20 protein-coding genes are annotated in these 21,772 nt (G+C 71.4%); 15 read left to right on the top strand and 5 right to left on the bottom strand.

All coding sequences use genetic code 11. The annotated features are described in order from the left end of the window. Positions 1-5: 5 nt before the first annotated feature. The 3 genes from ACSDG8_RS13515 to ACSDG8_RS13505 all read right to left on the bottom strand — a co-directional run bounded on the left by ACSDG8_RS13515 (position 6) and on the right by ACSDG8_RS13505 (position 3,512). Entirely contained in the window at positions 6-368 is a 363-nt protein-coding gene (locus ACSDG8_RS13515; RefSeq protein WP_210897855.1) for a VOC family protein, read from the bottom strand. Between the two features lie 162 nt (positions 369-530). Then, positions 531-2,165, bottom strand: coding sequence for a glycoside hydrolase family 13 protein (locus tag ACSDG8_RS13510; RefSeq protein WP_210897853.1), 1,635 nt, complete (start codon positions 2,163-2,165; stop codon positions 531-533). Between the two features lie 270 nt (positions 2,166-2,435). Beyond that, a complete protein-coding gene (locus tag ACSDG8_RS13505) occupies positions 2,436-3,512 on the bottom strand; it encodes a LacI family DNA-binding transcriptional regulator (RefSeq protein WP_210897851.1) in 1,077 nt (358 codons plus the stop codon). A 199-nt stretch (positions 3,513-3,711) separates the two neighbouring features. Here ACSDG8_RS13505 and ACSDG8_RS13500 point away from each other — a divergent pair, with 199 nt between their 5' ends. From ACSDG8_RS13500 to ACSDG8_RS13445, 12 genes are all read left to right on the top strand, one after another. Then, positions 3,712-4,965, top strand: a complete 1,254-nt coding sequence (locus ACSDG8_RS13500) for a sugar ABC transporter substrate-binding protein (RefSeq protein WP_073825291.1) — start codon at positions 3,712-3,714, stop codon at positions 4,963-4,965. Then, positions 4,965-6,608, top strand: coding sequence for an ABC transporter permease subunit (locus ACSDG8_RS13495; RefSeq protein ID WP_210897849.1), 1,644 nt, complete (start codon positions 4,965-4,967; stop codon positions 6,606-6,608). The genes ACSDG8_RS13500 and ACSDG8_RS13495 overlap by 1 nt, the downstream gene beginning before the upstream one ends. Next, positions 6,605-7,504 (top strand): sugar ABC transporter permease, encoded by a 900-nt coding sequence (locus ACSDG8_RS13490; RefSeq protein WP_210897847.1) that lies wholly within the window; start codon positions 6,605-6,607, stop codon positions 7,502-7,504. The genes ACSDG8_RS13495 and ACSDG8_RS13490 overlap by 4 nt, the downstream gene beginning before the upstream one ends. Positions 7,505-7,645: 141 nt before the next feature. Next, on the top strand, positions 7,646-9,457 hold the full coding sequence (locus ACSDG8_RS13485; protein WP_210897845.1) for a glycoside hydrolase family 13 protein: 1,812 nt from the start codon (positions 7,646-7,648) through the stop codon (positions 9,455-9,457). A 160-nt stretch (positions 9,458-9,617) separates the two neighbouring features. Beyond that, positions 9,618-9,959 (top strand): hypothetical protein, encoded by a 342-nt coding sequence (locus ACSDG8_RS13480; RefSeq protein ID WP_439427922.1) that lies wholly within the window; start codon positions 9,618-9,620, stop codon positions 9,957-9,959. Between the two features lie 277 nt (positions 9,960-10,236). Beyond that, on the top strand, positions 10,237-11,310 hold the full coding sequence (locus ACSDG8_RS13475; RefSeq protein ID WP_210897843.1) for a BMP family lipoprotein: 1,074 nt from the start codon (positions 10,237-10,239) through the stop codon (positions 11,308-11,310). Positions 11,311-11,591: 281 nt separating this feature from the next. Then, complete coding sequence (locus tag ACSDG8_RS13470) at positions 11,592-13,088, top strand: ABC transporter ATP-binding protein (RefSeq protein WP_439427921.1); 1,497 nt, start codon at positions 11,592-11,594, stop codon at positions 13,086-13,088. After that, complete coding sequence (locus ACSDG8_RS13465) at positions 13,085-14,449, top strand: ABC transporter permease (RefSeq protein ID WP_210897841.1); 1,365 nt, start codon at positions 13,085-13,087, stop codon at positions 14,447-14,449. The genes ACSDG8_RS13470 and ACSDG8_RS13465 overlap by 4 nt, the downstream gene beginning before the upstream one ends. A gap of 2 nt (positions 14,450-14,451) precedes the next feature. Next, entirely contained in the window at positions 14,452-15,732 is a 1,281-nt protein-coding gene (locus tag ACSDG8_RS13460) for an ABC transporter permease (RefSeq protein ID WP_210897839.1), read from the top strand. A gap of 103 nt (positions 15,733-15,835) precedes the next feature. Further along, positions 15,836-16,537, top strand: coding sequence for a cytidine deaminase (locus ACSDG8_RS13455; RefSeq protein WP_210897837.1), 702 nt, complete (start codon positions 15,836-15,838; stop codon positions 16,535-16,537). Between the two features lie 155 nt (positions 16,538-16,692). Next, positions 16,693-17,973, top strand: coding sequence for a thymidine phosphorylase (locus ACSDG8_RS13450; protein ID WP_439427920.1), 1,281 nt, complete (start codon positions 16,693-16,695; stop codon positions 17,971-17,973). A 91-nt stretch (positions 17,974-18,064) separates the two neighbouring features. Continuing rightward, positions 18,065-18,745 (top strand): DUF4272 domain-containing protein, encoded by a 681-nt coding sequence (locus ACSDG8_RS13445; protein WP_135243271.1) that lies wholly within the window; start codon positions 18,065-18,067, stop codon positions 18,743-18,745. Positions 18,746-18,751: 6 nt separating this feature from the next. On the opposite strand, the gene ACSDG8_RS13440 is transcribed toward ACSDG8_RS13445, so the two are convergent. Together ACSDG8_RS13440 and ACSDG8_RS13435 are read right to left on the bottom strand one after the other, a co-directional pair. After that, positions 18,752-19,603: a putative RNA methyltransferase gene (locus ACSDG8_RS13440; RefSeq protein ID WP_210897833.1), complete on the bottom strand. Its 852-nt coding sequence runs from the start codon at positions 19,601-19,603 to the stop codon at positions 18,752-18,754. A gap of 3 nt (positions 19,604-19,606) precedes the next feature. Further along, positions 19,607-20,092, bottom strand: coding sequence for a MarR family winged helix-turn-helix transcriptional regulator (locus tag ACSDG8_RS13435; protein WP_210897831.1), 486 nt, complete (start codon positions 20,090-20,092; stop codon positions 19,607-19,609). 57 nt (positions 20,093-20,149) lie between these two features. Here ACSDG8_RS13435 and ACSDG8_RS13430 point away from each other — a divergent pair, with 57 nt between their 5' ends. Genes ACSDG8_RS13430 through ACSDG8_RS13420 form a run of 3 tightly spaced genes read left to right on the top strand, consistent with a single transcriptional unit; the run spans position 20,150 to position 21,761 of the window. Continuing rightward, complete coding sequence (locus tag ACSDG8_RS13430) at positions 20,150-20,776, top strand: YczE/YyaS/YitT family protein (RefSeq protein ID WP_210897829.1); 627 nt, start codon at positions 20,150-20,152, stop codon at positions 20,774-20,776. Beyond that, on the top strand, positions 20,764-21,333 hold the full coding sequence (locus ACSDG8_RS13425) for an NADPH-dependent FMN reductase (protein ID WP_210897827.1): 570 nt from the start codon (positions 20,764-20,766) through the stop codon (positions 21,331-21,333). Before ACSDG8_RS13430 ends, ACSDG8_RS13425 begins: the two co-directional genes overlap by 13 nt. Next, positions 21,330-21,761 (top strand): PPOX class F420-dependent oxidoreductase, encoded by a 432-nt coding sequence (locus tag ACSDG8_RS13420; RefSeq protein ID WP_210897825.1) that lies wholly within the window; start codon positions 21,330-21,332, stop codon positions 21,759-21,761. Before ACSDG8_RS13425 ends, ACSDG8_RS13420 begins: the two co-directional genes overlap by 4 nt. The last annotated feature ends 11 nt before the right edge of the window (positions 21,762-21,772 follow it).

Here is a 21,772-nt window from a genome sequence, read left to right as displayed (position 1 = left end):
AACGCTCAGCGCGGCGGCCCGTCGAGCACGCAGAACTCGTTGTCCTCCGGGTCGGCGAGCACCACGAAGCCCTCCGCGCCGGTCTGCCCGACGTCCGCGAGCCGGGCGCCGAGCCCGATCAGCCGCTCGACCTCCGCCGTCTGCCCCTCGTCGGCGACCAGGTCCAGGTGGAGCCGGTTCTTGCCGCGCTTCGGGGTGCCGCTGCCCTGCAACCAGACGGTCGGGCCGGGCCGGCCGGGCGGCGGGTAGAGCTTCGCGTTGCCGTCGTCGCCCTGCGCGACGGTGTAGCCGAGGGCGGCGGACCAGAACCGGGCCATCAGGTCCAGGTCGCTGACGTCGAGGGTGTACTGCGCCACGCGTGCGGTCATCCCCCGGTGGTACCCCGGGCTGCCGGGATGGACACCGGCCCCTCGGGAGCGGACTCCCGAGGGGCCGGGACCACCTCACCCCCCACCACAAGGGGTCGGCAGCCCAGCCGCCCGTCGGCGCGGGGCACAACGGACGGCCAGGTCGTTGGCGGGTTACCCGGCTCAGCGCCGTTCGAACCACGCAGCTGCGTCCACCGGCAGGACGTGTCCGTCGCCCCGCTCGGTGAGGTCGGCGCTCGCGACGACCGGGCGGCCGTGGCCGCTCACCGTCACGTCGGCGCCGCTGATGTTGACCACACAGGTCAGCTCGGCGTCCCCGGCGGCGCGGCGGAACGCCAGTACGCCGGGCTCGGTCTCCAGCCAGGTGATGCCGCCGACCTCGGCGAGCGCCGGGTGCTCGTGCCGGATCCGCAGCGCGGTCCGGTACAGCTCCAGCGTCGAGCCGGAGAGCCCGGTCTGCGCGGCCACCGACAGGGATCGCCAGGTCGCCGGCGCGGGCAGCCAGCTCAGCTCGCTGCCGTCGGGCCCGAATCCGTACGGGGCCAGCTCGCCGCTCCACGGGATCGGCACCCGGCAACCGTCGCGGCTCTCCCCGGTGCGCCGGAACGCCGGGTCCTGGCGCAACTCGTCGGGGAGGTCCAGCACCTCCGGCAGGCCCAGTTCCTCGCCCTGGTAGACGTACGCGCAGCCGGGTAGCGCGAACATCAGCAGCGCGGCGGCGCGGGCGCGGCGCAGGCCGATCTCGCCGTCGCCGTACCGGGTGACGTGACGCTGCCGGTCGTGGTTGGACAGCACCCAGGTGGTGGGCGCGCCGACGATCGTCGACTCGGCCAGCGCGGTGTCGATCACCTTGCGGAACGAGTCGGCCGACCAGGTGGCGTCGAGGAAGTCGAAGCTGAACGCCTGGTGCAGCTCGTCCGGGCCGATGTACCGGGCCAGCCGCTGCGGGGTCTCGGCCCACGCCTCGGCCACCGCCATCCGGCCACCCGGGTAGCTGTCCAGGATCGGGCGCCAGGCGCGGTAGATGTCGTGCACTTCGTCCTGGTCGAAGTACGGCAGCCGGCCCTTGCCCAGCAGTTCGGACTGGCGCTGGCCGGTGGTCATCGAGTTGAAGCCGACGTCCGGCAGCCCTTCGGCCTTGATCATCCCGTGGGCCACGTCGATGCGGAAGCCGTCCACGCCCCGGTCCAGCCAGAAGCGCAGGATGTCCTCGAACTCGGCCCGTACCTCGGGGTGACGCCAGTTCAGGTCGGGCTGCGCCGGGTCGAACAGGTGCAGGTACCACTGGCCGTCGACCACGCGCGTCCAGGCCGGGCCGCCGAAGATGCTCTCCCAGTCGTTCGGGGGCAGCTCGCCCTGCTCGCCCTTGCCGTCGGCGAACAGGTAGCGCTCGCGCTCCGGCGAGCCGGGGCCGGCGGCGAGCGCCGCGGCGAACCACGGGTGCGCGCTGGAGGTGTGGTTGGGCACCATGTCGACGATGATCCGCAGGCCGAGCGCGTGCGCGTCGGTGATCATCTCGTCGAAGTCGGTCAGGTTGCCGAACAGCGGGTCGACGTTGCGGTAGTCGGCCACGTCGTAGCCGGCGTCGACCTGGGGAGAGGTGTAGAACGGCGTCAGCCAGAGCGCGTCCACGCCGAGGTCACGCAGGTAGGGCAGGCGCTGACGGATGCCCTGGAGGTCGCCGACGCCGTCGGAGTTCGCGTCGGCGAAGCTGCGGACGTACACCTGGTAGACGACCGCGGACCGCCACCAGTCGTCGTCGGCGGTCCGTGGCGTGGGGGTGGTGGCGGAGGTCATCGCTGTCGATTCCCGTTCTGTGGCGGCGCAGGCTGTCTGAGCAGAATGCCGCCATAGGCCTGCAAGAGTCAAGCATTCCTTGCGCAAGAAATGACGGCTATCACCCGCTGCCGCGCCACGACCCGCTCCCGCATCCCGAGACGCCCCCCACCTCCGCGCCCATCCGAGGGCGCGGTGATCAAGGGGTTTGTGTCCGGGTGGGAGATCGACTCCGCCGCAAACTCCTTGATCAACGGGGATAAGGAGGGAGGGGAGGGGGGAGGGTGCTGGTCAGGCGGGGATGGGGAGGGAGGAGGAAGGGGTGGCGGGGCGCTGGCGCTTCGGGGGGTCGGCGGGGCGGGTCACCGCGGTGGAGCCGCGCACCACCAGCTCGGGCCGGAACAGGTACTCGGAGTTCGGGGAGGGGTGGCCGTTGATCTCGTCGACCAGGGCCCGCACGGCCGCCACCGCCATGGCGGCGACCGGCTGGCGCACGGTGGTCAGCGGCGGGTCGGTGAAGGCCATGAGCGGCGAGTCGTCGTACCCGACCACTGAGATGTCACCGGGCACCGACAGGCCGCGCTGGCGGGCCGCCCGGATCGCGCCGAGCGCCATCAGGTCCGAGCCGCAGACGAGTCCGGTCACGCCACGCTCGATGAGCCGGCCGGCGGCCGCCTCGCCACCCTCGACGCCGAACAGGGACAGCTCGGTCAGCTCGGTCAGCTCGTCCTCGGCGATGTCGGTGAGGCGCCCCATCGCCGCCTTGTAGCCGGCGACCTTGCGCTGCACCGGCACGAACCGGTCCGGGCCGGTGATCAGGCCGATCCGGCGGTGTCCGAGCGCGACCAGGTGAGCGACGGCGAGTTCGGCGGACTCGCGGTCGTCGCAGGAGACGAACGGCGCGGGGATGCCCGGGGCGTACCCGTTGATCATGACGATCGGCAGCGGCCGGGCCAGCAGCGTTCGGTAGCGGTCGTGGTCCGCGGCGGTGTCGGCGTGCAGGCCGGAGACGAAGACGATGCCGGAGACCTGCCGGTCCAGCAGCATCTCCACGTACTCGTCCTCGCGGACACCGCCCGGGGTCTGCGTGCAGAGCACCGGGGTGTAGCCGGTCGGAGCGAGCGCGGACTCGATGATCTGGGCGAACGCCGGGAAGATCGGGTTGTCCAGCTCGGGCACCACCAGGCCGACCAGCCCGGCGCTGCGCTTGCGCAGCCGGGCCGGTCGTTCGTAGCCGAGCACATCGAGGGCGGTGAGGACGGCCTGCCGGGTCTCGGGGGCCACGCCGGGGCGGTCGTTGAGCACCCGCGACACCGTGGCCTCGCTGACTTCAGCCTGTTGGGCGATGTCGGACAGTCGAGCGCGCATGTGCGGCACTTTAGCCCAACGGCAAAGTCTTGCGTACACTTCTGCAAGCCCTTCCATTCTCTGCAACCTCTTGCTAACGTCCCCGCAACATGCGAGAGCAGCGGCGCAGCACCACGGCGCCGGTCAGCAAGAAATTTCAGAGGTTTCCACTGGCGGGCCGCCCTTCCCCCGGCGGGCCGCCATGACGACAGGAGTACCGATGCGCATCCGTACCGCGGGTGTGGTCGCCGTCCTCGGCCTGGCGCTCGCCGCCTCCGGCTGTGGTGACAGCGGCAGCGACGACAAGCCGGCCGCCGGCGAGTCCGCCAAGGCGACCGGCGGCAAGCTGGTCATCTGGGCCGACGACAAGCGCACGGCCGCGCTCAAGCCGTTCGCCGAGGAGTTCGGCAAGGAGAACGGCGTGACCGTCGAGGTCCAGGCCGTCTCCAAGGACCTGCAGACCAACTTCGTCACCGCCTCGCAGCAGGGCAGCGGCCCGGACGTCGTGGTCGGCGCGCACGACTGGATCGGCAACCTGGTCCAGAACGGCGCCATCGACCCGGTGCAGCTCCCGGCCGAGCAGAAGGCCGGCTTCAACGAGACCGCCATCAAGGCCGTCACGTTCAACGGCCAGCTCTACGGTGTGCCCTACGCCACCGAGAACGTCGCGCTGATCCGCAACACCGAGCTGGCCCCCGAGGCGCCGAAGACGATCGAGGACCTGGTCGCCGCCGGCAAGAAGCTCAAGGCCGAGAAGAAGGCCAGCGAGATCCTGTGCCTGCAGTCCGGCCAGAACGGCGACGCGTACCACATCTACCCGCTCTACACCTCCGGCGGCGGCTACCTGTTCGGCACCACGGCGAACGGCGACTACGACCCGAAGGACCTGGGCGTGGGCAAGCCGGAGTCGATCGCTGCTTTCCAGAAGATCGCCAAGCTGGGTGAGAAGGGCGAGGGTGCGCTGAAGCGTTCCATCACCGGCGAGAACTCCATCGCCACCTTCACCGGCAAGAAGTGCGCGTTCCTGGTCTCCGGCCCGTGGGCCGTGGCCGACGCCAAGAAGGCCAACATCTCCTACGACATCTCCCCGGTCCCCGGCTTCGCCGGTGGCCAGGAGGCCCAGCCGTTCGTGGGCGTCCAGGCGTTCTACGTGGCCGCCAAGGGCAAGAACAAGGCCCTGGCCCAGGAGTTCGTCACCAACTACGTGACCAAGCCCGAGCTGGCCGTCGCGCTGTACAAGGCCGAGCCGCGCCCGCCGGCGCTGACCGCCGCCTTCGACCAGGTCAAGGGCGAGGACGCGGACCTGGCCAAGTTCTCCGAGGCCGGCAAGAACGGCCAGGTGCTCCCGGCGATCCCGGCCATGGCCGCGATCTGGGACCCGTTCGGCAAGGCCGAGGCCGCCATCATCGGCGGCGCCGACCCGGCCAAGACGATCACGGCCGCCGGCAAGACCATCCAGGGTCAGATCAAGTAATGAGCGCGCCGCTGTCCGGCCCGGGGTCTGCACCGCAGACCCCGGGCCGGGAGCCCGTACGCCGTGGGCTCCCGCGCACGTCCCGTACCGCGCGGCAACACGCGCCGATCACCGCGACCGGCCTCGTCGTCAAGGTGGTCCTGCTCGGCCTGGTGGCCGGGATCGCGATCTGGGCGGCCTTCCCGCTCATCGAGGCCGAACACTGGATCGGGCTGGGCATCCTGGCGGCCACCACCACCGGCCTGTTCTACCTCTACCTGGGCCGCCGGCACATCCCGGCCAAGTACCTGGTCCCCGGCACGCTCTTCCTGATCGCCTTCCAGGTCTTCCCGGTCCTCTACACCGCGAGCACCGCGTTCACGAACTTCGGCGACGGCCACCGCGGCAGCAAGGACGACGCGATCGTCGCCGTGCAGACCTCCTCGGTGAAGCAGGTCCCCGGCTCGACCGAGTACAACCTCACCATCGCCACGAAGGGCGACCCGGCGACCGGCCCCCTGGTCTTCCTGCTCAGCGACCCGAAGACCAAGGACGTCTTCGCCGGCGACGCGGAAGGGCTGCGCAAGCTCGACGCCGCCGACGTCGAGGTGAGCAGCCTCAGCGGCAAGATCACCGCCGCGGACGGCTACACCCTGCTGAACATCGGGCAGGCCAGCGGCCGCAGCGACGCCGTCACCGCGCTCATCGTGCCCACCGACGAGGGCGCCATCCGCTCCAACGGCCTCACCCGGGCCTACGAGGGCAAGGCGATCCGGGCGTACGACGCCGGCTGCGACTGCGTCAAGGACAGCGAGACCGGCAAGACGTGGACCGCCGACGAGGGGTCCGGCTCCTTCGTCGCCGCCGACGGCGAGCGGCTCGCCCAGGGCTGGAAGGTCGACGTCGGGCTGAAGAACTTCAGCGCGGTGCTCACCGACCCGAACATCTCCGGCCCGTTCTTCGGCACGCTGGCCTGGAACTTCGCGTTCGCGATCGGCTCCACCGGCCTGACGTTCCTGCTCGGCATGGCCATCGCGCTCGCGCTGCACTCACCCCGGATGCGGGGCACCAACTTCTACCGGGTGCTGCTGATCCTGCCGTACGCCATGCCGTCGTTCGCCATGCTGCTGATCTGGCGGGACATGTTCAACACCGACTTCGGGCTGCTCAACAACCTGTTCGGGCTGAACGTCGACTGGTTCGGCGGCAGCTGGTCGGCCCGGATCGCGGTGCTGCTGGTGCAGCTCTGGCTCGGCTACCCGTACATGTTCCTGGTGGCCACCGGCGCGTTGCAGGCCATCCCGCGAGAGCTGACCGAGGCGACCTCGGTCGACGGCGCATCACCCTGGCAGTCGTTCAGGTCGGTCACCCTGCCGCTGCTGCTGGTGGCGCTCTCGCCGCTGCTGATCGCGTCGTTCGCGTACAACTTCAACAACGTCAACGCGATCCTGTTCACCACCGAGGGCGGCCCGTTCGCGCCGGACAACCCGACGAACGGCGCCACCGACCTGCTGATCACCTACACGTACCGGCTCGCGTTCGGCGCCCAGGGCGCCGAGTTCGGCCTGGCCGCCACCGTCTCGATCTTCATCTTCGCGATCGTGGCGACGGTGTCGGCGATCAGCTTCCGGCGGACCCGTAAGCAGGAGGAGGTGTACTCGTGACCACAATCGCGCAGAAGCCCACGGCCACCCGCACGCCGGCCCGCCGCTCGCGTGGACGCTGGTTCGCGCAGGTCGGCTGGCGGCACGTGGTGGGCGTGGTGGCGGTGGCGTTCAGCCTCTTCCCGATCCTGTTCGTGATCTCGGCGGCGTTCAACCCGCTCGGCACGCTCTCCTCCACCGAGCTGCTGCCGACCGGGGCGTCGCTGGAGAACTTCACGAACCTGTTCGACCGGACCGCGTTCGGCCACTGGTTCCTCAACTCGCTGCTGCTGGCGGGTGTGGCCAGCTTCGCGTCGATCTTCCTGTCGTCGCTCGCGGCGTACGCGTTCTCCCGGATGCGCTTCGCCGGACGCCGGGTCGGCCTGCTCGCGCTGCTGCTGATCCAGATGTTCCCGCAGTTCCTGGCGATCGTGGCGATCTTCCTGATCTTCACCACGCTCACCGACCTCTACCCGTCGATCGGGTTCAACACCCCGTGGGGCCTGTTCCTGCTCTACATGGGTGGCGCGCTGGGCGCGAACACCTGGCTGATGAAGGGCTTCTTCGACACGCTGCCGAAGGAGCTGGACGAGTCGGCGACCATGGACGGCGCGTCGCACGTGCAGGTCTTCTTCCGGATCATGCTGCCGCTGGTGGCGCCGATCCTGGCGGTGACCGGCCTGCTCGCGTTCATCGGGTCGATCAACGAGTTCATCATCGCCAACGTGTTCCTCACCGAACCCGAGGCGAAGACCCTCGCGGTCGGCATGTACGGCCTGGTGGCCGGCGAGCGCAACAACAACTTCGGGATGTTCGCGGCGGGCACCCTGCTCACCGCGATCCCGACGGTGCTGGTGTTCCAACTGCTCCAGCGCTACATCGTCTCCGGACTCACCTCCGGAGCGGTAAAGGGCTGAGCCTCCTCGGCTCACGCTGCGGCAAGGGCGTCGTGTCGGCGTACACCGGAGCGGTTCTCGGGCGGACCGCCGCGGTCGGGTGAACCGACCGCGGCGGGTGCCCGCCCCTCTCCCTGTCGGTACGACGCGAAAGGCAGCACCATGCCCCTTCAGCCGCACCACGACGGCTCCGCAACCTACGTCCCGGAGCAGGAGCCCGCGCTCGGGCAGACCGTCCCGGTCTTCGTCCGGGTCCCGGCCGGCTCCGGCGTCTCCCAGGTGCACGTGCGCACCACCGGCGACGGCGAGCCGCGCTTCGCCGAGGCGCGGATCGACCGCACCGACGGCGGCGACGTGTGGTGGCGGGCCGACGTCGAGGTCCGCAACCCGGTCAGCAACTACCGCTTCCTGCTCGACGGCGAACGCGGCGCCCGCTGGCTGAACGCCGCCGGCCTGGCCGGGCACGACGTGCCCGACAACGGCGACTTCAAGCTGGTCAGCTACGCCCCGCCGCCGGCCTGGGCCCGCGACGCGGTGATCTACCAGATCTTCCCGGACCGGTTCGCCCGCTCGGCCGCCGCCGACGACCGCACCGTGCCGGACTGGGCCATCGGATGCGACTGGGACACCCCGGTCATCGGCCGCGGCCCGGAGACGCCCCGCCAGTTCTACGGCGGCGACCTCGACGGCGTCACCGAGCGCCTCGACCACCTGGACCGGCTCGGCGTCAACACCGTCTACCTCACGCCGGTGTTCCCGGCGCGCTCCAACCACAGGTACGACGCGTCGAGCTTCGACACCGTCGACCCGCTGCTCGGCGGCGACGCGGCGCTGGCCCGGCTCGCCGACGCCGTGCACGCCCGGGGCTGGCGGCTGCTCGGCGACATCACCAGCAACCACACCGGCGACGCGCACGACTGGTTCACCGCCGCCGTCTCCGACGTGCACGCGCCGGAACGCGAGCTGTACTACTTCGACCTGCCCGGCTCGGACTACGAGTCGTGGAACGGGGTGAAGTCGCTGCCGAAGCTGAACTGGGGCAGCGCGGAACTGCGCCGCCGGTTCGCCACCGCCGAGGACTCGCTGCTGCGCCGCTGGCTGCGCCCGCCGTACGGGCTGGACGGCTGGCGGGTCGACGTGGCGAACATGACCGGGCGGCGAGGCGCGGACGCGTACACCCACGAGGTGGCGCGGCTGCTGCGCGAGGTGGTCGCCGAAACCCGCCCGGACGGGCTGCTGCTCGCCGAGCACGGCCACGACCACACCGGTGACCTGGACCGCGACGGCTGGCACGGGACGATGAACTACGTCGGCTTCACCGACCCGGTGTGGTCCTGGCTGCGCCACGGCGACGACCCGGTGCCGAACTTCCTCGGCACCCCCGGCGGCGTACGGCGGCGCGACGCGTCGGCGGTGCTCGCCACCATGAACACCTACCGGTCGCTGATCTCCTGGCGGTCGTACACGCACTCGTGGCAGCTGCTCGGCTCGCACGACTCGGCCCGGATCCGCACCGTGGTCGGCGACGCGGCCCGGCAGGAGGTGGCGGCCGGGCTGCTCGCCACCATGCCCGGCACGCCTGTGGTGTTCGCCGGCGACGAGCTGGGCCTGACCGGCACGAACGGGGAGGGCTCACGTACCCCGATGCCGTGGCACCGGCCGCAGAGCTGGGACCGGCGCACGTTCGAGGCGTACCGGTCGTTGCTGACGCTGCGCCGCGACGAGCCGGCGCTGCGGCACGGCGGCCTGCGCTGGGTGCACGCGGACGCGGACACGCTCGTCTTCCTGCGCGAGGCGCCCACGTCGACGGTGCTGGTGCTGGCGAGACGCGCCGCCGGCACCCCGGTCCGCCTGACCGGCGTGGGCACCGCCGACAACGCCTACGGCAACGCCCCAGCCCTCCACCCCGACGCCCAGGGCGCGGTGACCCTCCCCGCGGACGGCCCCACGTTCCAGGTCTGGCGCCTGCGCTGAACTTCCGTCGATCTTGCGGTTGCGGCCCGTGTGGCGCGGCTTCTGCCCCGTTTGCCAGGGCGGCAACCGCAAGATCGCGGGGGAGTGTGGGGTCACGGTATGACGGCAGGTCGGCCGGGTCATTACTACAAAGCGTCGTTGATGAGGGAGGATGGGGCGCGTGGAAGCTCTTCGACTGATTCTTCTCTACGTCCATCTGATCGGTTTCGCGCTGCTGCTCGGCGGCGGGATCGCCCAGTACGTCTCCGGCAAGCTGCGCATCAACGCCGCCATGCTCTGGGGCGCGATCATCCAGGTCCTCACCGGCATCGGGCTGTCCGCTCCGCTGCGCGACGGGGACGAGCCGGCCACGGCGAAACTTGTTACCAAGTTGGTGCTCGCGCTGCTCATCTTCGTCATGGTCTTCTTCTCCCGTAAGCGGGAGACCGTCAACCGCGGCCACTTCCTCGCGATCGTCGGGTTGACGCTGGTCAACGCTGCCGTGGCGGTGTTCTGGCGTTAGTTCGCCGCGAGTCGGGGAAGCTCGGGGAAACGGACGTTCGCGACACCACCGCGCACGCCTACCGGCCGGATAAGTGACCTGCCCCACGCAAGGGTTACACCGGGGTAACGGACGCTCAACAGTCGTGCACGATTGTCGGCCGGTGGGTGGGCGCGGGCGTACGCTCCCGTCCGTAACGTGGGACGCCGGCCGCATGTCGCAGGCCGGCGCAAGGGCTGCACACCGCGCACGACGCGGTGTGCAAGGGGAAGGAGACGTCTTGCGCTCTGTGCGTGGGATGCGGATTGCCTCCGTCATTGCGGCGGGTGGACTCGTGCTGGGCGCTGCCGCGTGTGGTGAGGCTCCGGACGACGACAACAACAACGCCGGCGGCGACGCCGGCAAGAAGTTCAGCGCCTGCATGGTGACCGACGTCGGCGGCGTCGACGACAAGTCGTTCAACGCCTCGGCCTGGAAGGGCCTGCAGGAGGCGCAGAAGCAGAACGACAAGATCGACATCAAGTACGTCCAGTCGAAGGCCGAGGCGGACTACGAGGTCAACCTGACCGGGTTCGTCAACCAGAAGTGCGACTTCATCCTGGCCGTCGGTGGCCTGATGTCGGACGCCACCAAGGCGGCGGCGGAGAAGAACCCGAACCAGCAGTTCGCCATCGTCGACGCCAACCCGGGCGTCTCGAACGTCTACCCGATGCAGTTCGACACGGCGCAGGCCGCGTTCCAGGCCGGCTACCTGGCCGCCGGGATGAGCAAGACCGGCAAGGTCGGCACCTACGGTGGCCTGCCGATCCCGCCGGTCACCATCTTCATGGACGGCTTCGCCGACGGCGTGGCGTACTACAACAAGGCCAAGAGCAAGAACGTCCAGGTTCTCGGCTGGGACAAGGCCGCCCAGAAGGGCTCCTTCGCGAACTCGTTCGAGAAGCAGGACGAGGGCAAGAAGGTCTCCGACGCGCTCGTCGCGCAGGGTGCCGACATCGTGATGCCGGTCGCCGGTGGCGCCGGTCTCGGCACCACCTCCGCGGCCAAGGCCTCGGGCGGCAAGTACTCGACCGTCTGGGTCGACATCGACGGCTGCGAGAGCACCCCGGACTGCTCGGCGATCCTGACCACCGTGGTCAAGAACATCCCGGACGCCGTCAAGGAGGCCGCGCTGAAGGCCGCCGGTGGCGAGAAGCTCCAGTCCACGCCGGGCTTCGTGGGCACGCTGGCCAACAACGGCGTCTCGATCGCCCCGTACCACGACTTCGACAGCAAGGTTCCGGCCGAGCTGAAGGCCGAGGTCGACAAGATCAAGGCGGACATCGCCGCCGGCACCATCACCGTCACCTCGAAGGCCCAGCCGACCAAGTGACAGCCCCGCCGACCGCCACGGTGAGATCATCGGCAGCGGGGGCCGGCGGGCACCAGGCATGACGATCCGGCCGTCCCGGCGCAACGGGGTCCCGAACCCCGGCGCCGGGGCGGCCGATCACCTTGAATCCCCCGAACATCCCCACCCGGCGCGGTGGCAGCGCGGCAGGTCGCTACGCTGCACCATCGCTCGCACTCCAGGAGGTTGCGCTGAGACTCGAACTGCGCGGCATCACCAAACGGTTCGGTGATCTGGTCGCCAACGACCACATCGACCTGACGGTGGAGCCTGGAGAGATCCACGCCCTGCTCGGCGAGAACGGCGCCGGCAAGTCGACCCTGATGAACGTGCTCTACGGCCTCTACCAGCCGGACGAGGGCGAGATCCTGGTCGACGGCAAGCCGCTGAAGCTGAAGGGCCCGTCGGACGCGATCGCCGCCGGGATCGGGATGGTGCACCAGCACTTCATGCTGGTGCCGGTCTTCACCGTGGCCGAGAACGTGATGCTCGGCGCCGAGCAGGTCAAGGGCGGCCCCCTCGGCTTCCTCGACCGCCGGCGGGCCAAGCGCGAGGTCGCCGAGGTCTCGCAGCGGTACAACCTGCGGGTCGACCCGGACGCGGTGATCGAGGACCTGCCGGTCGGCATCCAGCAGCGGGTGGAGATCGTCAAGGCCCTCACCCGCGACGTCGACCTGCTGATCCTCGACGAGCCGACGGCCGTGCTCACGCCGCAGGAGACCGAGGAACTGCTCACTGTCATGCGGTCGCTCAAGGCCGCCGGCAAGTCGATCGTGTTCATCACCCACAAGCTTGGCGAGGTGAAGGCCATCGCCGACCGGATCACGGTGATCCGGCGCGGCCGGACGGTCGGCACCGCCGAGCCGAGCGCCAGCCGGGACGAGCTGGCCGCGCTGATGGTGGGACGCAGCGTCCGGCTGACAGTGGACAAGAAGCCGGCCACGCCGGGCCGGCCGGTCCTGGAGGTCGCCGGCCTGGTGGTGGACGACGACCGGCAGGTACGCGCTGTCGACGGCGTCGACCTGACAGTGCACGCCGGTGAGGTGCTCGGCGTCGCGGGCGTGCAGGGCAACGGCCAGACCGAGCTGATCGAGGCGATCATGGGCCTGCGCCCGACGCTCGCCGGCACGATCAGCCTGGAGGGCGAGCCGACGCACGGCTGGTCGACGAAGAAGGTGCTCCACGCCGGCGTCGGCTACGTGCCGGAGGACCGCAGCGTGGACGGCCTGGTCAAGGAGTTCTCCGTGGCGGAGAACCTGGTGCTGGACATCTACGACCGGCCGCCCTTCGGCAAGGGCCTGTCGCTCAAGCCCGACGCCATCGCGAAGTCGGCGCGGGAACGGATCGAGCAGTTCGACGTCCGTACCTCCTCGGCCGACGCGGCGGTCGGCACGCTCTCCGGCGGCAACCAGCAGAAGGTGATCGTGGCCCGGGAACTGTCCCGGCCGCTGAAGCTCTTCATCGCGGCCCAGCCGACCCGGGGCGTGGACGTCGGCTCGATCGAGTTCATCCACAGCCGGGTCGTCCGCGAGCGGGACATCGGCACCGCGGTCCTGGTGGTCTCCAGCGAACTGGACGAGGTGATCGGCCTGGCCGACCGGATCGCGGTCATGTACCGCGGCCGGATCATCGGCATCGTCGGCCCGGACACCCCGCGTGAGGAGATCGGCCTGCTGATGGCCGGCATCACCCCGGACGCCGCCACCCCGGACGCCGCCACCCCGACCGACGACGGCCCTGGCAACGAGGACGAGGCATGACCAACCCGAACCCCGACTCGGGCTCCCCGGACAAGGAGCCGGCGACCGAGGCGCAGGAGTCGCTGAGCGAGGCCCGGGCGACGCCGACGCAGCCGGCCGGTGACACCGAGCAGACGGTCCCGGCCACCGCGACCGCGAAGAAGCCGGCCCCGCCGGGCGAATCCCGCCGCGACATGGGCCGGATGTTCCTGGACAACCTCTGGGCGGCCAACACGGTCACCGTGACAGTGCTCGCGGTGCTGCTGGCCATGGTGGTCGGCGCGGTGCTGATCATCGTGTCCGACCCGGAGGTGCTGGCCACCTACAGCTACATCACGGCCCGCCCCTCCGACGCGCTGAACGCCAGCTGGACGGTGGTCAGCGAGGCGTACGCGAACCTGTTCAAGGGCGCGATCTTCGACCCGGACGCGGTCGGCTTCACCGCCGCCATGAGCCCGATCTCGGAGACGCTCACCTACGCCGCGCCGCTCGTCTTCACCGGCCTGTCGGTGGCGCTCGCCTTCCGCGGCGGCCTGTTCAACATCGGCGCCCAGGGTCAGGCGACGATCGCCGTCATCCTGGCCGCCGTGGCCGGCTTCGCGCTGCCGCTGCCGCCCTTCGTGCACCTGCTGGTGGCGCTGATCGCGGGCGCGCTCGGCGGCGCGCTCTGGGGCTTCATCCCCGGCATCCTCAAGGCCCGGGCCGGCGCGCACGAGGTGATCAACACGATCATGCTCAACTACGTGGCGGTCTACTTCCTGTCCTGGATCATCGTCCAGAACGGGGTGCAGAACCCGAACCGGTCGGACGCGATCAGCAAGCCGGTCGACTCCAACGCGCAGCTGCCCCGCCTGCTCGGCGAGGACCTGCGGGTGCACGCCGGCATCCTGCTCGCGGTCGCGGCCACCTGGTTCATCGCGTGGCTGCTCAACCGCTCCACGCTCGGCTTCGAGCTGCGGGCGGTGGGCGCGAACCCGGACGCGGCCCGGACCGCCGGCATCAGCGTGACAAAGACGTACGTGCTGGTGATGGTGCTCGCGGGCATGCTGGCCGGCCTGGGCGGCTCGACCATGGTGCTCGGCACCACTGCAAACGCGCTGACCCCGCTGGTGATCGCGCAGATCGGCTTCGACGGCATCCTGGTCGCGCTGCTCGGGCGCGTGAAGCCGTGGGGCGTGCTGCTGGCCGCGCTGCTGTTCGGCGCGCTCCAGGCCGGTGGCAACCGGATGCAGTCGTACTCCGGCATCTCGCTGGAGCTGGTCACCGTGCTCCAGGCGCTCATCGTCATCTTCATCGCCGCGCCTGCCCTGGTGAAGACGATCTTCCAGCTCCGGGCGGCCCGCGCCGCCCGGTTGCAGACGAGCCTCGCGAAGGGCTGGTGAGCATGTCCACCACCGCTGTCCCCGAGGTCGCCGTTACCGCGGTCGACGAGGGTTTCTGGACCCGGAACCGCAAGATCGGCGTGGTCCTGCTGGCGCTCGGCGTGCTCGCGGCGGTGCTGTTCGGCGCGCTCGCGACCGACCAGCACGCGCGGTTCACGCTCAGCGAGACCGAGGGCGGCGCCGCCCTGGAGATCAACGGTACGGTCGGCGCGATCCTGTTCGGGCTGATCACCGCCGCGACCGGAGGCGCGATGCTGGCCGGCGTGCACAAGCGCTGGTTCTCGCTGCTGCTCGGCGCCGGCCTGGTCGCCTTCGTGCTGAGCTTCCTGTGCTGGCAGGTCTCCGCCGCGCCCGAGGGCCGCAACTTCATGCCGCTGGTAAACGTCGTACGCGGCACGTTCATCCTGGCCCTGCCGCTGATCTTCGGCGCGCTCGCCGGTGTGCTCTGCGAGCGCTCCGGCGTGGTGAACGTGGCGATCGAGGGCCAGCTCCTGATGGGCGCGTTCTCCGGCGCGCTGTTCGGCAGCATGTCCGGCAGCGTCTGGGTGGGCCTGGTGGCCGCCGCCATCGGCGGCGCGTTCATCTCGTTCCTGTTGGCCGTGTTCTCCATCCGCTACCTGGTCGACCAGGTGGTCATGGGCATCGTGCTCAACCTGCTCGCGGTCGGCATCACCGGCTTCCTCTACGAGCGGCTGATGCAGACCGACGCGGCGAAGTACAACAGCGCGCCCCGGTTCGGCAACTGGGAGATCCCGCTGCTGTCCGACATCCCGCTGATCGGTCCGGCGCTGTTCCGGGGCAACATCTTCCTCTACCTCGGCCTGCTGCTGGTGCTGGTCATCCACCTGGCGCTGTTCCGTACCCGGTGGGGGCTGCGGACCCGGTCGGTCGGCGAGCACCCGACCGCCGCCGACACGCTGGGCGTGAAGGTGCTGCGGCTGCGCTACCGCAACGTGATCCTGGCCGGTCTGGTGGCCGGCGTCGGCGGCGCCTCGTACACGCTGGCGCTCTACTCGTTCACCAAGAACATGATCGGCGGTAAGGGCTTCATCGCCCTGGCCGCGCTGATCTTCGGCCGGTGGAGCCCGACCGGCGCGCTGCTCGCGGCGCTGTTCTTCGGCTTCGCCGACCAGCTCGCCACCTACCTGGGCGCGATCGGCAGCAGCATCCCGAGCCAGTTCCTGGCGATGCTGCCCTACCTGGCGACGATCCTGGCCGTGGCCGGGCTGGTCGGCAAGGTCCGGGCGCCGGCCGCCGACGGCAAGCCGTACATCAAGGGCTGACCGTCCGCCGCGACACAGTGCCCGGCGGGGCGACCCGCCGGGCATCGTCGTCTCCGGCGGTGCCGCGACCGATCGGCGTGAATTGGGCAGAATGGGAGTCGTGATGGAGATCGACTGGGAAGGGCTGCGCGCCGCCGCCACCGAGGTCATGCGGTACGCCTACGTGCCGTACTCGAAGTTCCCGGTGGGCGCCGCCGCGCTCGTCGACGACGGCCGTGTCGTGGTCGGCTGCAACGTGGAGAACGCCGGATACGGCGTAACGCTCTGCGCCGAGTGCGGCGTGGTCTCGCAACTGCACGCCACCGGCGGCGGCCGGATCGTGGCGCTGTCCTGCGTCGACGCCACCGGCGAGCCGCTGATGCCGTGCGGCCGGTGCCGGCAGCTGCTGTGGGAGCAGGGCGGACCGGACTGCCTGGTCGAGGCGAAGGGCGGGCCGCTGCGGATGTCCGAGCTGCTGCCGCACGCCTTCGACGTGGCCGACATCGAGGCGGTGACCGGCGAGCACCCGGTGCCGGTGGTGCCGGGCCGGCTGGCCGCCTGGCGGGGCCGGGGCACCGTGTTCGTGCACCCGGACCTCTCGGGCGGGCAACAGGTCTGGACGGCGTACTGGGAGCGGTCCTCCGGCGGCGCCGAGGACGCCGAGACTGGTGTGCTGGAGGAGGGCTCGACCTGGGACGACTCGGCGAGCGCGATCGAGTGGGGGCTGGCGCGTACGCCGCGCGTGGTGGTGGTGGATGCTTCGGGCACGGTCTTCTGGGCTGGTGAGGGTGAGCCTCCGTCGGAGATTCCGGTTCGCTGGGGTTGATCCGTGGTTGCGGTGGGGGCCGGGGCCGACCGTGCCCGGCTCCGGGCGGTCAGGCTTGATCCCTCCGCCGGGCACGGTCGGCCCCGGCCCGACCTGGTCATCGTTCGCGGGGGCGTGGCCGCGGCGATTGTTGATCTATTGATGGGAACTCAAAGGTGAGTGCTTTTACGGCGGTTGATGTCATCCGGGCCAAGCGGGACGGGGGTGTGCTGAGCGAGGGGCAGATCGACTGGGTGGTCGACGCGTACACGAAGGGTCTGGTCGCCGACGAGCAGATGTCCGCGCTGGCCATGGCGATCCTGCTGCGCGGCATGACCGCGCCGGAGATCGCCCGGTGGACCGCCGCCATGATCGCCAGCGGCGAGCGGCTCGACCTGTCGCCGGTGGCCCGGCCGACGGTCGACAAGCACTCCACGGGCGGCGTCGGTGACAAGATCACCCTGCCGCTGACCCCGCTGGTGGCCGCGTGCGGCGCGGCCGTCCCGCAGCTGTCCGGCCGGGGCCTCGGCCACACCGGCGGCACGCTGGACAAGCTGGAGTCGATCCCGGGCTGGCGGGCGGCGCTCACAAACGACGAGTTCATCGCCCAGCTCCGCGACGTGGGCGCGGTGATCTGCGCGGCCGGCGACGGGCTCGCCCCGGCCGACCGCAAGCTGTACGCGCTGCGCGACGTCACCGGCACCGTCGAGGCGATCCCGCTGATCGCCAGCTCGATCATGAGCAAGAAGATCGCCGAGGGCACCGGCGCGCTGGTGCTCGACGTGAAGGTCGGCTCCGGCGCGTTCATGAAGAACGCCGACGACGCCCGCGAGCTGGCCCGCACCATGGTCGAGCTGGGCGGCGCGCACGGCGTACGGACTGTCGCCCTGCTCACCGACATGTCCACGCCGCTCGGCCTGGCCGTCGGCAACGCGGTCGAGGTGACCGAGTCGGTGGAGGTGCTGGCCGGTGGCGGCCCGGCCGACGTGGTGGAGCTGACGCTGGCGCTGGCCCGGGAGATGCTCCACGCGGCCGGGCTGCCGGACGCCGACCCGGAGGCGGCGCTGCGGGACGGTCGGGCGATGGACGCCTGGCGCACGATGATCCGGGCGCAGGGCGGCGACCCGGACGCGCCGATGCCCACGGCGAACGAGGTCGAGGTGGTCACCGCGGCCGAGGACGGCTGGGTCGCGGAGCTGGACGCGTACGCGATCGGCGTGGCCGCCTGGCGGCTCGGCGCCGGCCGCGCCCGCAAGGAGGACCCGGTGAGCATTCCGTCCGGCGTGGTGCTGCACAAGCGCCGTGGCGACCGGGTGCGCGTCGGCGATCCGCTGTTCGAGCTGCGCGCCGAGCACGCCGAGCGGATCCCGGCCGCGCTGGCCGAGGCGCGCGAGGCGGTGCGGATCGCGCCGGACGCGCCGGACGCGACGCCGCTCGTCATCGAGCGGATCGGCTGAGTCCGGCCATGGTGCCGACCCGGTCGGAGTCGCTATCCTCCCAGGCCAGGGGGGACCGACCGGCGAGGACCCGAACAGACAGGGACTGACCGTGCGCGTACCCGCTCCCGACCCCCGGGCCGTCCGGGAGGCGAGCCTGGACGAATTGTCCCGGCTGGGCCTTCCGCTGCCCCCACCGCAGTTCCCGCTGGTCTGGGAGCCGGGCGACGAGATCGAGCTGCGTCCGACGCCGGAGATCGAGGCCCGGATCGCGGTGCTGCACGTGATCCTGGCCCGCTGCTTCGGCATGCCCGCGCAGGCGGCGATGAGCTGGCTGCTGGAGTCGCACCTGGTCGACTCCGTGACGCCGCCGGAGTGGCAGTTCGTGATGGGCGGCCGCGGCGACCACAGGTCGTTCGTGCTGCACCACGACGCGCTGTTCTCGCTGGCCTGGGTGCTCGGGCTGGCCAAGGAGCTGGACCCGACGGTGCCGGTGGACGAGCGGCTGGTCGAGCGGATGCCGAACCTGGTCGCCGGGGAGACGTTCGGCCAGTGGCGGGCCCGGATCCTGGCCGCGCCGCAACACCCCGGGGACGCTGCCGCGCTGCTCGACCTGCACTACTGCCTGGACTGGGCGTACCTGGAGACCGAGAAGGCCGGGGGCGCGCTGCCGGGGCTGGTGGACGCCAACGCGATCGGCCAGCGGCGGTGGGCGCTGGAGTGGGCGGTGGTGCTGCGCGGGCCGTACCACGACGAGCCGCCGGGCTGGGAAGAGGTCGACCTGTCCACCTGAGCCGGGTCAGCGCGGGCGGTGCACGCCGAGCCGGACCGAGAGCGTGACCTCGACGGGCTCGGGCAGCGCGGCGATGCGCGCGGCGAGCCGTTCGGGCTCGGCGTGCCAGGCGCTCGGTCCCATTCCGACGAGCGTGGTGACCTCGGCGCGGGTGAGCGTCAGCCGGGCCCGGAGCCCGGTCGCGGACTCCTCGCTGAAGTGGGCGCCCAGGCTGCCCGCGACCCGGTCGGCCTTGGCCGGGTCCACCCGCAGCAGGTCCAGCGCCTCGACCAGTTCGGCCAGGTGGTCGGCGGCCGGGGTGACGACGAGCAACGCGCCGCCGGGGTCGAGCACGCGGTGGAACTCCGGGCCGTTTCGCGGCGCGAACACGTTCAGCAGTACGGCTACCGACCGGTCGGCGAGCGGCAGGCGCTGCCAGGTGTCGGCGAGCGCGGCGGCGGCCCGCGGGTGGGCGCGGGCCGCGCGGCGCAGCGCCGGCTTGGACACGTCCAGGGCCAGGCCGGCGGCGTCCGGCAGCGCCGCCAGCACCGCCGCGAGGTAGTGCCCGGTCCCGGCGCCAGGTTCCACCACCATGGGGTACGGGTCGACGCCCGCGACCCGGACCGCGGTGTCGGCGAGCGCGGCGGCGACGGTGTCGTAGTGGCCGGCGGCGAGGAAGTCGGCGCGGGCGGCGACCATGTCGGCGCTGTCCCCGGTGTGCGGGGAGCGGCCGGCGAGCAGGTTGACGTACCCCTGCCGGGCGGTGTCGAAGCTGTGCCCGCGCGGGCAGCGCAGCGCGCGGGTGGTGCCGGCGGTGGTCTCGGTGAGCGGCTCGGCGCAGACCGGGCAGCGCAGCCGGGCGAGGATGTGACAGTCCACGTCTCAGCCCTCCGCTTCCGGGCGGCCGGTGGGGCGGCCGGTGAGATGGTCGATCACCCGTTCGCTGAGCGTGCCGAGCGCGGACACCTCGGCCGGGGTGAGCCGGTCGATCAGGTGCCGGCGGACGGCCGCGACGTGTCCGGGCGCGGCGGCCTCGACGGCCTGGCGTCCGGCCGGGGTGAGCACGACGACCGAGCCGCGGCCGTCGGTGGCGCATTCCTCGCGGGTGACCAGGCCTCGTTGTTGCATCCGGGAGATGTGGTGGGACAGGCGGCTGCGGGACCAGAGCATCCGGTCGGCCAGTTCGCTGAGCCGCAGCCGTTGCCCGGGGGTCTCGGAGAGGTCGCTCAGGACGTCGTAGTCCGGCTCGGAGAGGCCGGCGTCCTGCATCAGCTCCCGGGCCAGTTCCAGGTCGAGCAGGCGGCGCATGCGGCGGTAGCCGCGCCAGGCGCGGTCCTCCTGCTCGTCCAGCCAGCGCGGTTCGTCCATGTGCCGATCCTACAGATGTTGTTGACATGTCACCAAGTTGCGGTCTAGCTTGATGACATGTCAACCAAACTGCCGTCCCGGCTGGTGCGGCTGTCCGCCGGCCTGGCCCTGTTCGGCGGCAGTGTCGCGCTGATGGTCCGCGCCGACCTCGGGCTCGCGTCCTGGGACGTGCTGCACCAGGGCCTCGCCGACCGCACCGGCCTGCCGATGGGCCTGCTCGTCAACGGCGTGGCGCTGCTGGTGCTGCTGCTGTGGATCCCGCTGCGGCAGCGCCCGGGCGTCGGCACCGTCGCGAACGTCGCGCTCGTCGGCCTGGCCCTCGACGCGACGCTGGCCCTGCTGCCACCGGTCGGCCCGCTCCCCGGCCGGATCGGCCTGCTGGTCGCGGGCGTCCTGCTCAACGGCCTCGCCACCGCGCTCTACCTCGGCGCCCGCCTCGGCCCCGGTCCGCGGGACGGGCTGATGACCGGCCTGGCCGCCCGCGGCCTGCCACTCGGCCCGGCACGCACCGGGATCGAGGTGACGGTGCTGGCGGTCGGCTGGCTGCTCGGCGGCGCCGTCGGCCCCGGCACCCTGCTCTACGCGATCGGCATCGGGCCGATCGTCGCCTGGCTCGTTCCCCGACTCACCGCGCCGGCCCCGGCCGCCGTCCCGACAGGAGTGACCTCACCATGCCCCGCCTGAACGTCGTCGTCGCCAGCACCCGTCCCGGCCGGGTCGGCCGTCGCATCGGTGACTGGTTCACCGCCGCCGCCGTCCGCCACGCCGGCTTCGACGAGGTACGCCTCCTCGACCTGGCCGAGATCGGGCTGCCCTTCCACGACGAGCCGCACCACCCGTCCGAACGGAACTACCTGCACGAGCACACCCGGGCCTGGAGCGCCGAGATCGACGTCGCGGACGCCTTCGTCCTGGTCATGCCGGAGTACAACTACGGCTTCAGCGCGCCGCTGAAGAACGCGATCGACTACCTCTACCACGAGTGGCAGCACAAGCCGGTGGGCTTCGTCAGCTACGGCATGACCTCCGGGGGCCTGCGCGCGGTGCAGATGATCAAGCAGGTGGTGACCACGCTGAACATGACGCCGGTCAACGACCAGGTGGTCGTCTTCCTGCGGCAGGCGCTGGACGAGTCGGGCGAACTGCGACCCGACCCCGCCCGTGAGGAGGCCGCCGCGGTCATGCTCGACCAGCTCGTCCGGCTGGCCGCCGCGCTCGCGCCGCTGCGGGTGAACGCGTGAGCGCCGGGAGTGGGCCGGGTTCGCGGCTCTGGGAGCTGTTCGGCGAGCGCGGGCGCGGGGTGCTCGTCACGCTGCGCCGGGACGGCCGCCCCCAGTTGTCCAACCTCGACTACCTGGCCGAGCCCGGCCTGATCCGCTGCTCCACCACCGGCGACCGCGCGAAGGTGCGCAACCTGCGCCGCGACCCCCGGGCCAGCTTCCACGTGACCACCGCCGACGGCGGGGCGTACGCGGTGGCCGAGGGCGTCGTGACGCTCACCCCGCCGGCGGCCGCCACCGACGACGCGACTGTCGAGGAGCTGGTCGAGGTCTACCGGCGCATCCGCGGCGAGCACCCGGACTGGGCCGACTACCGGGCCGCCATGGTGGCCGACGGGCGGGTGGTCCTCCGGCTCGCGGTGGAGCGGGTGTACGGCTGGCGGCCCTGAACCGGCCCGGT

The sequence above is a fragment of the Micromonospora sp. LA-10 genome, from assembly GCF_051853095.1.
GTDB classification, from domain to species: domain Bacteria; phylum Actinomycetota; class Actinomycetes; order Mycobacteriales; family Micromonosporaceae; genus Micromonospora; species Micromonospora echinospora_A.
This window is presented reverse-complemented; position numbering and strand designations above follow the sequence as displayed.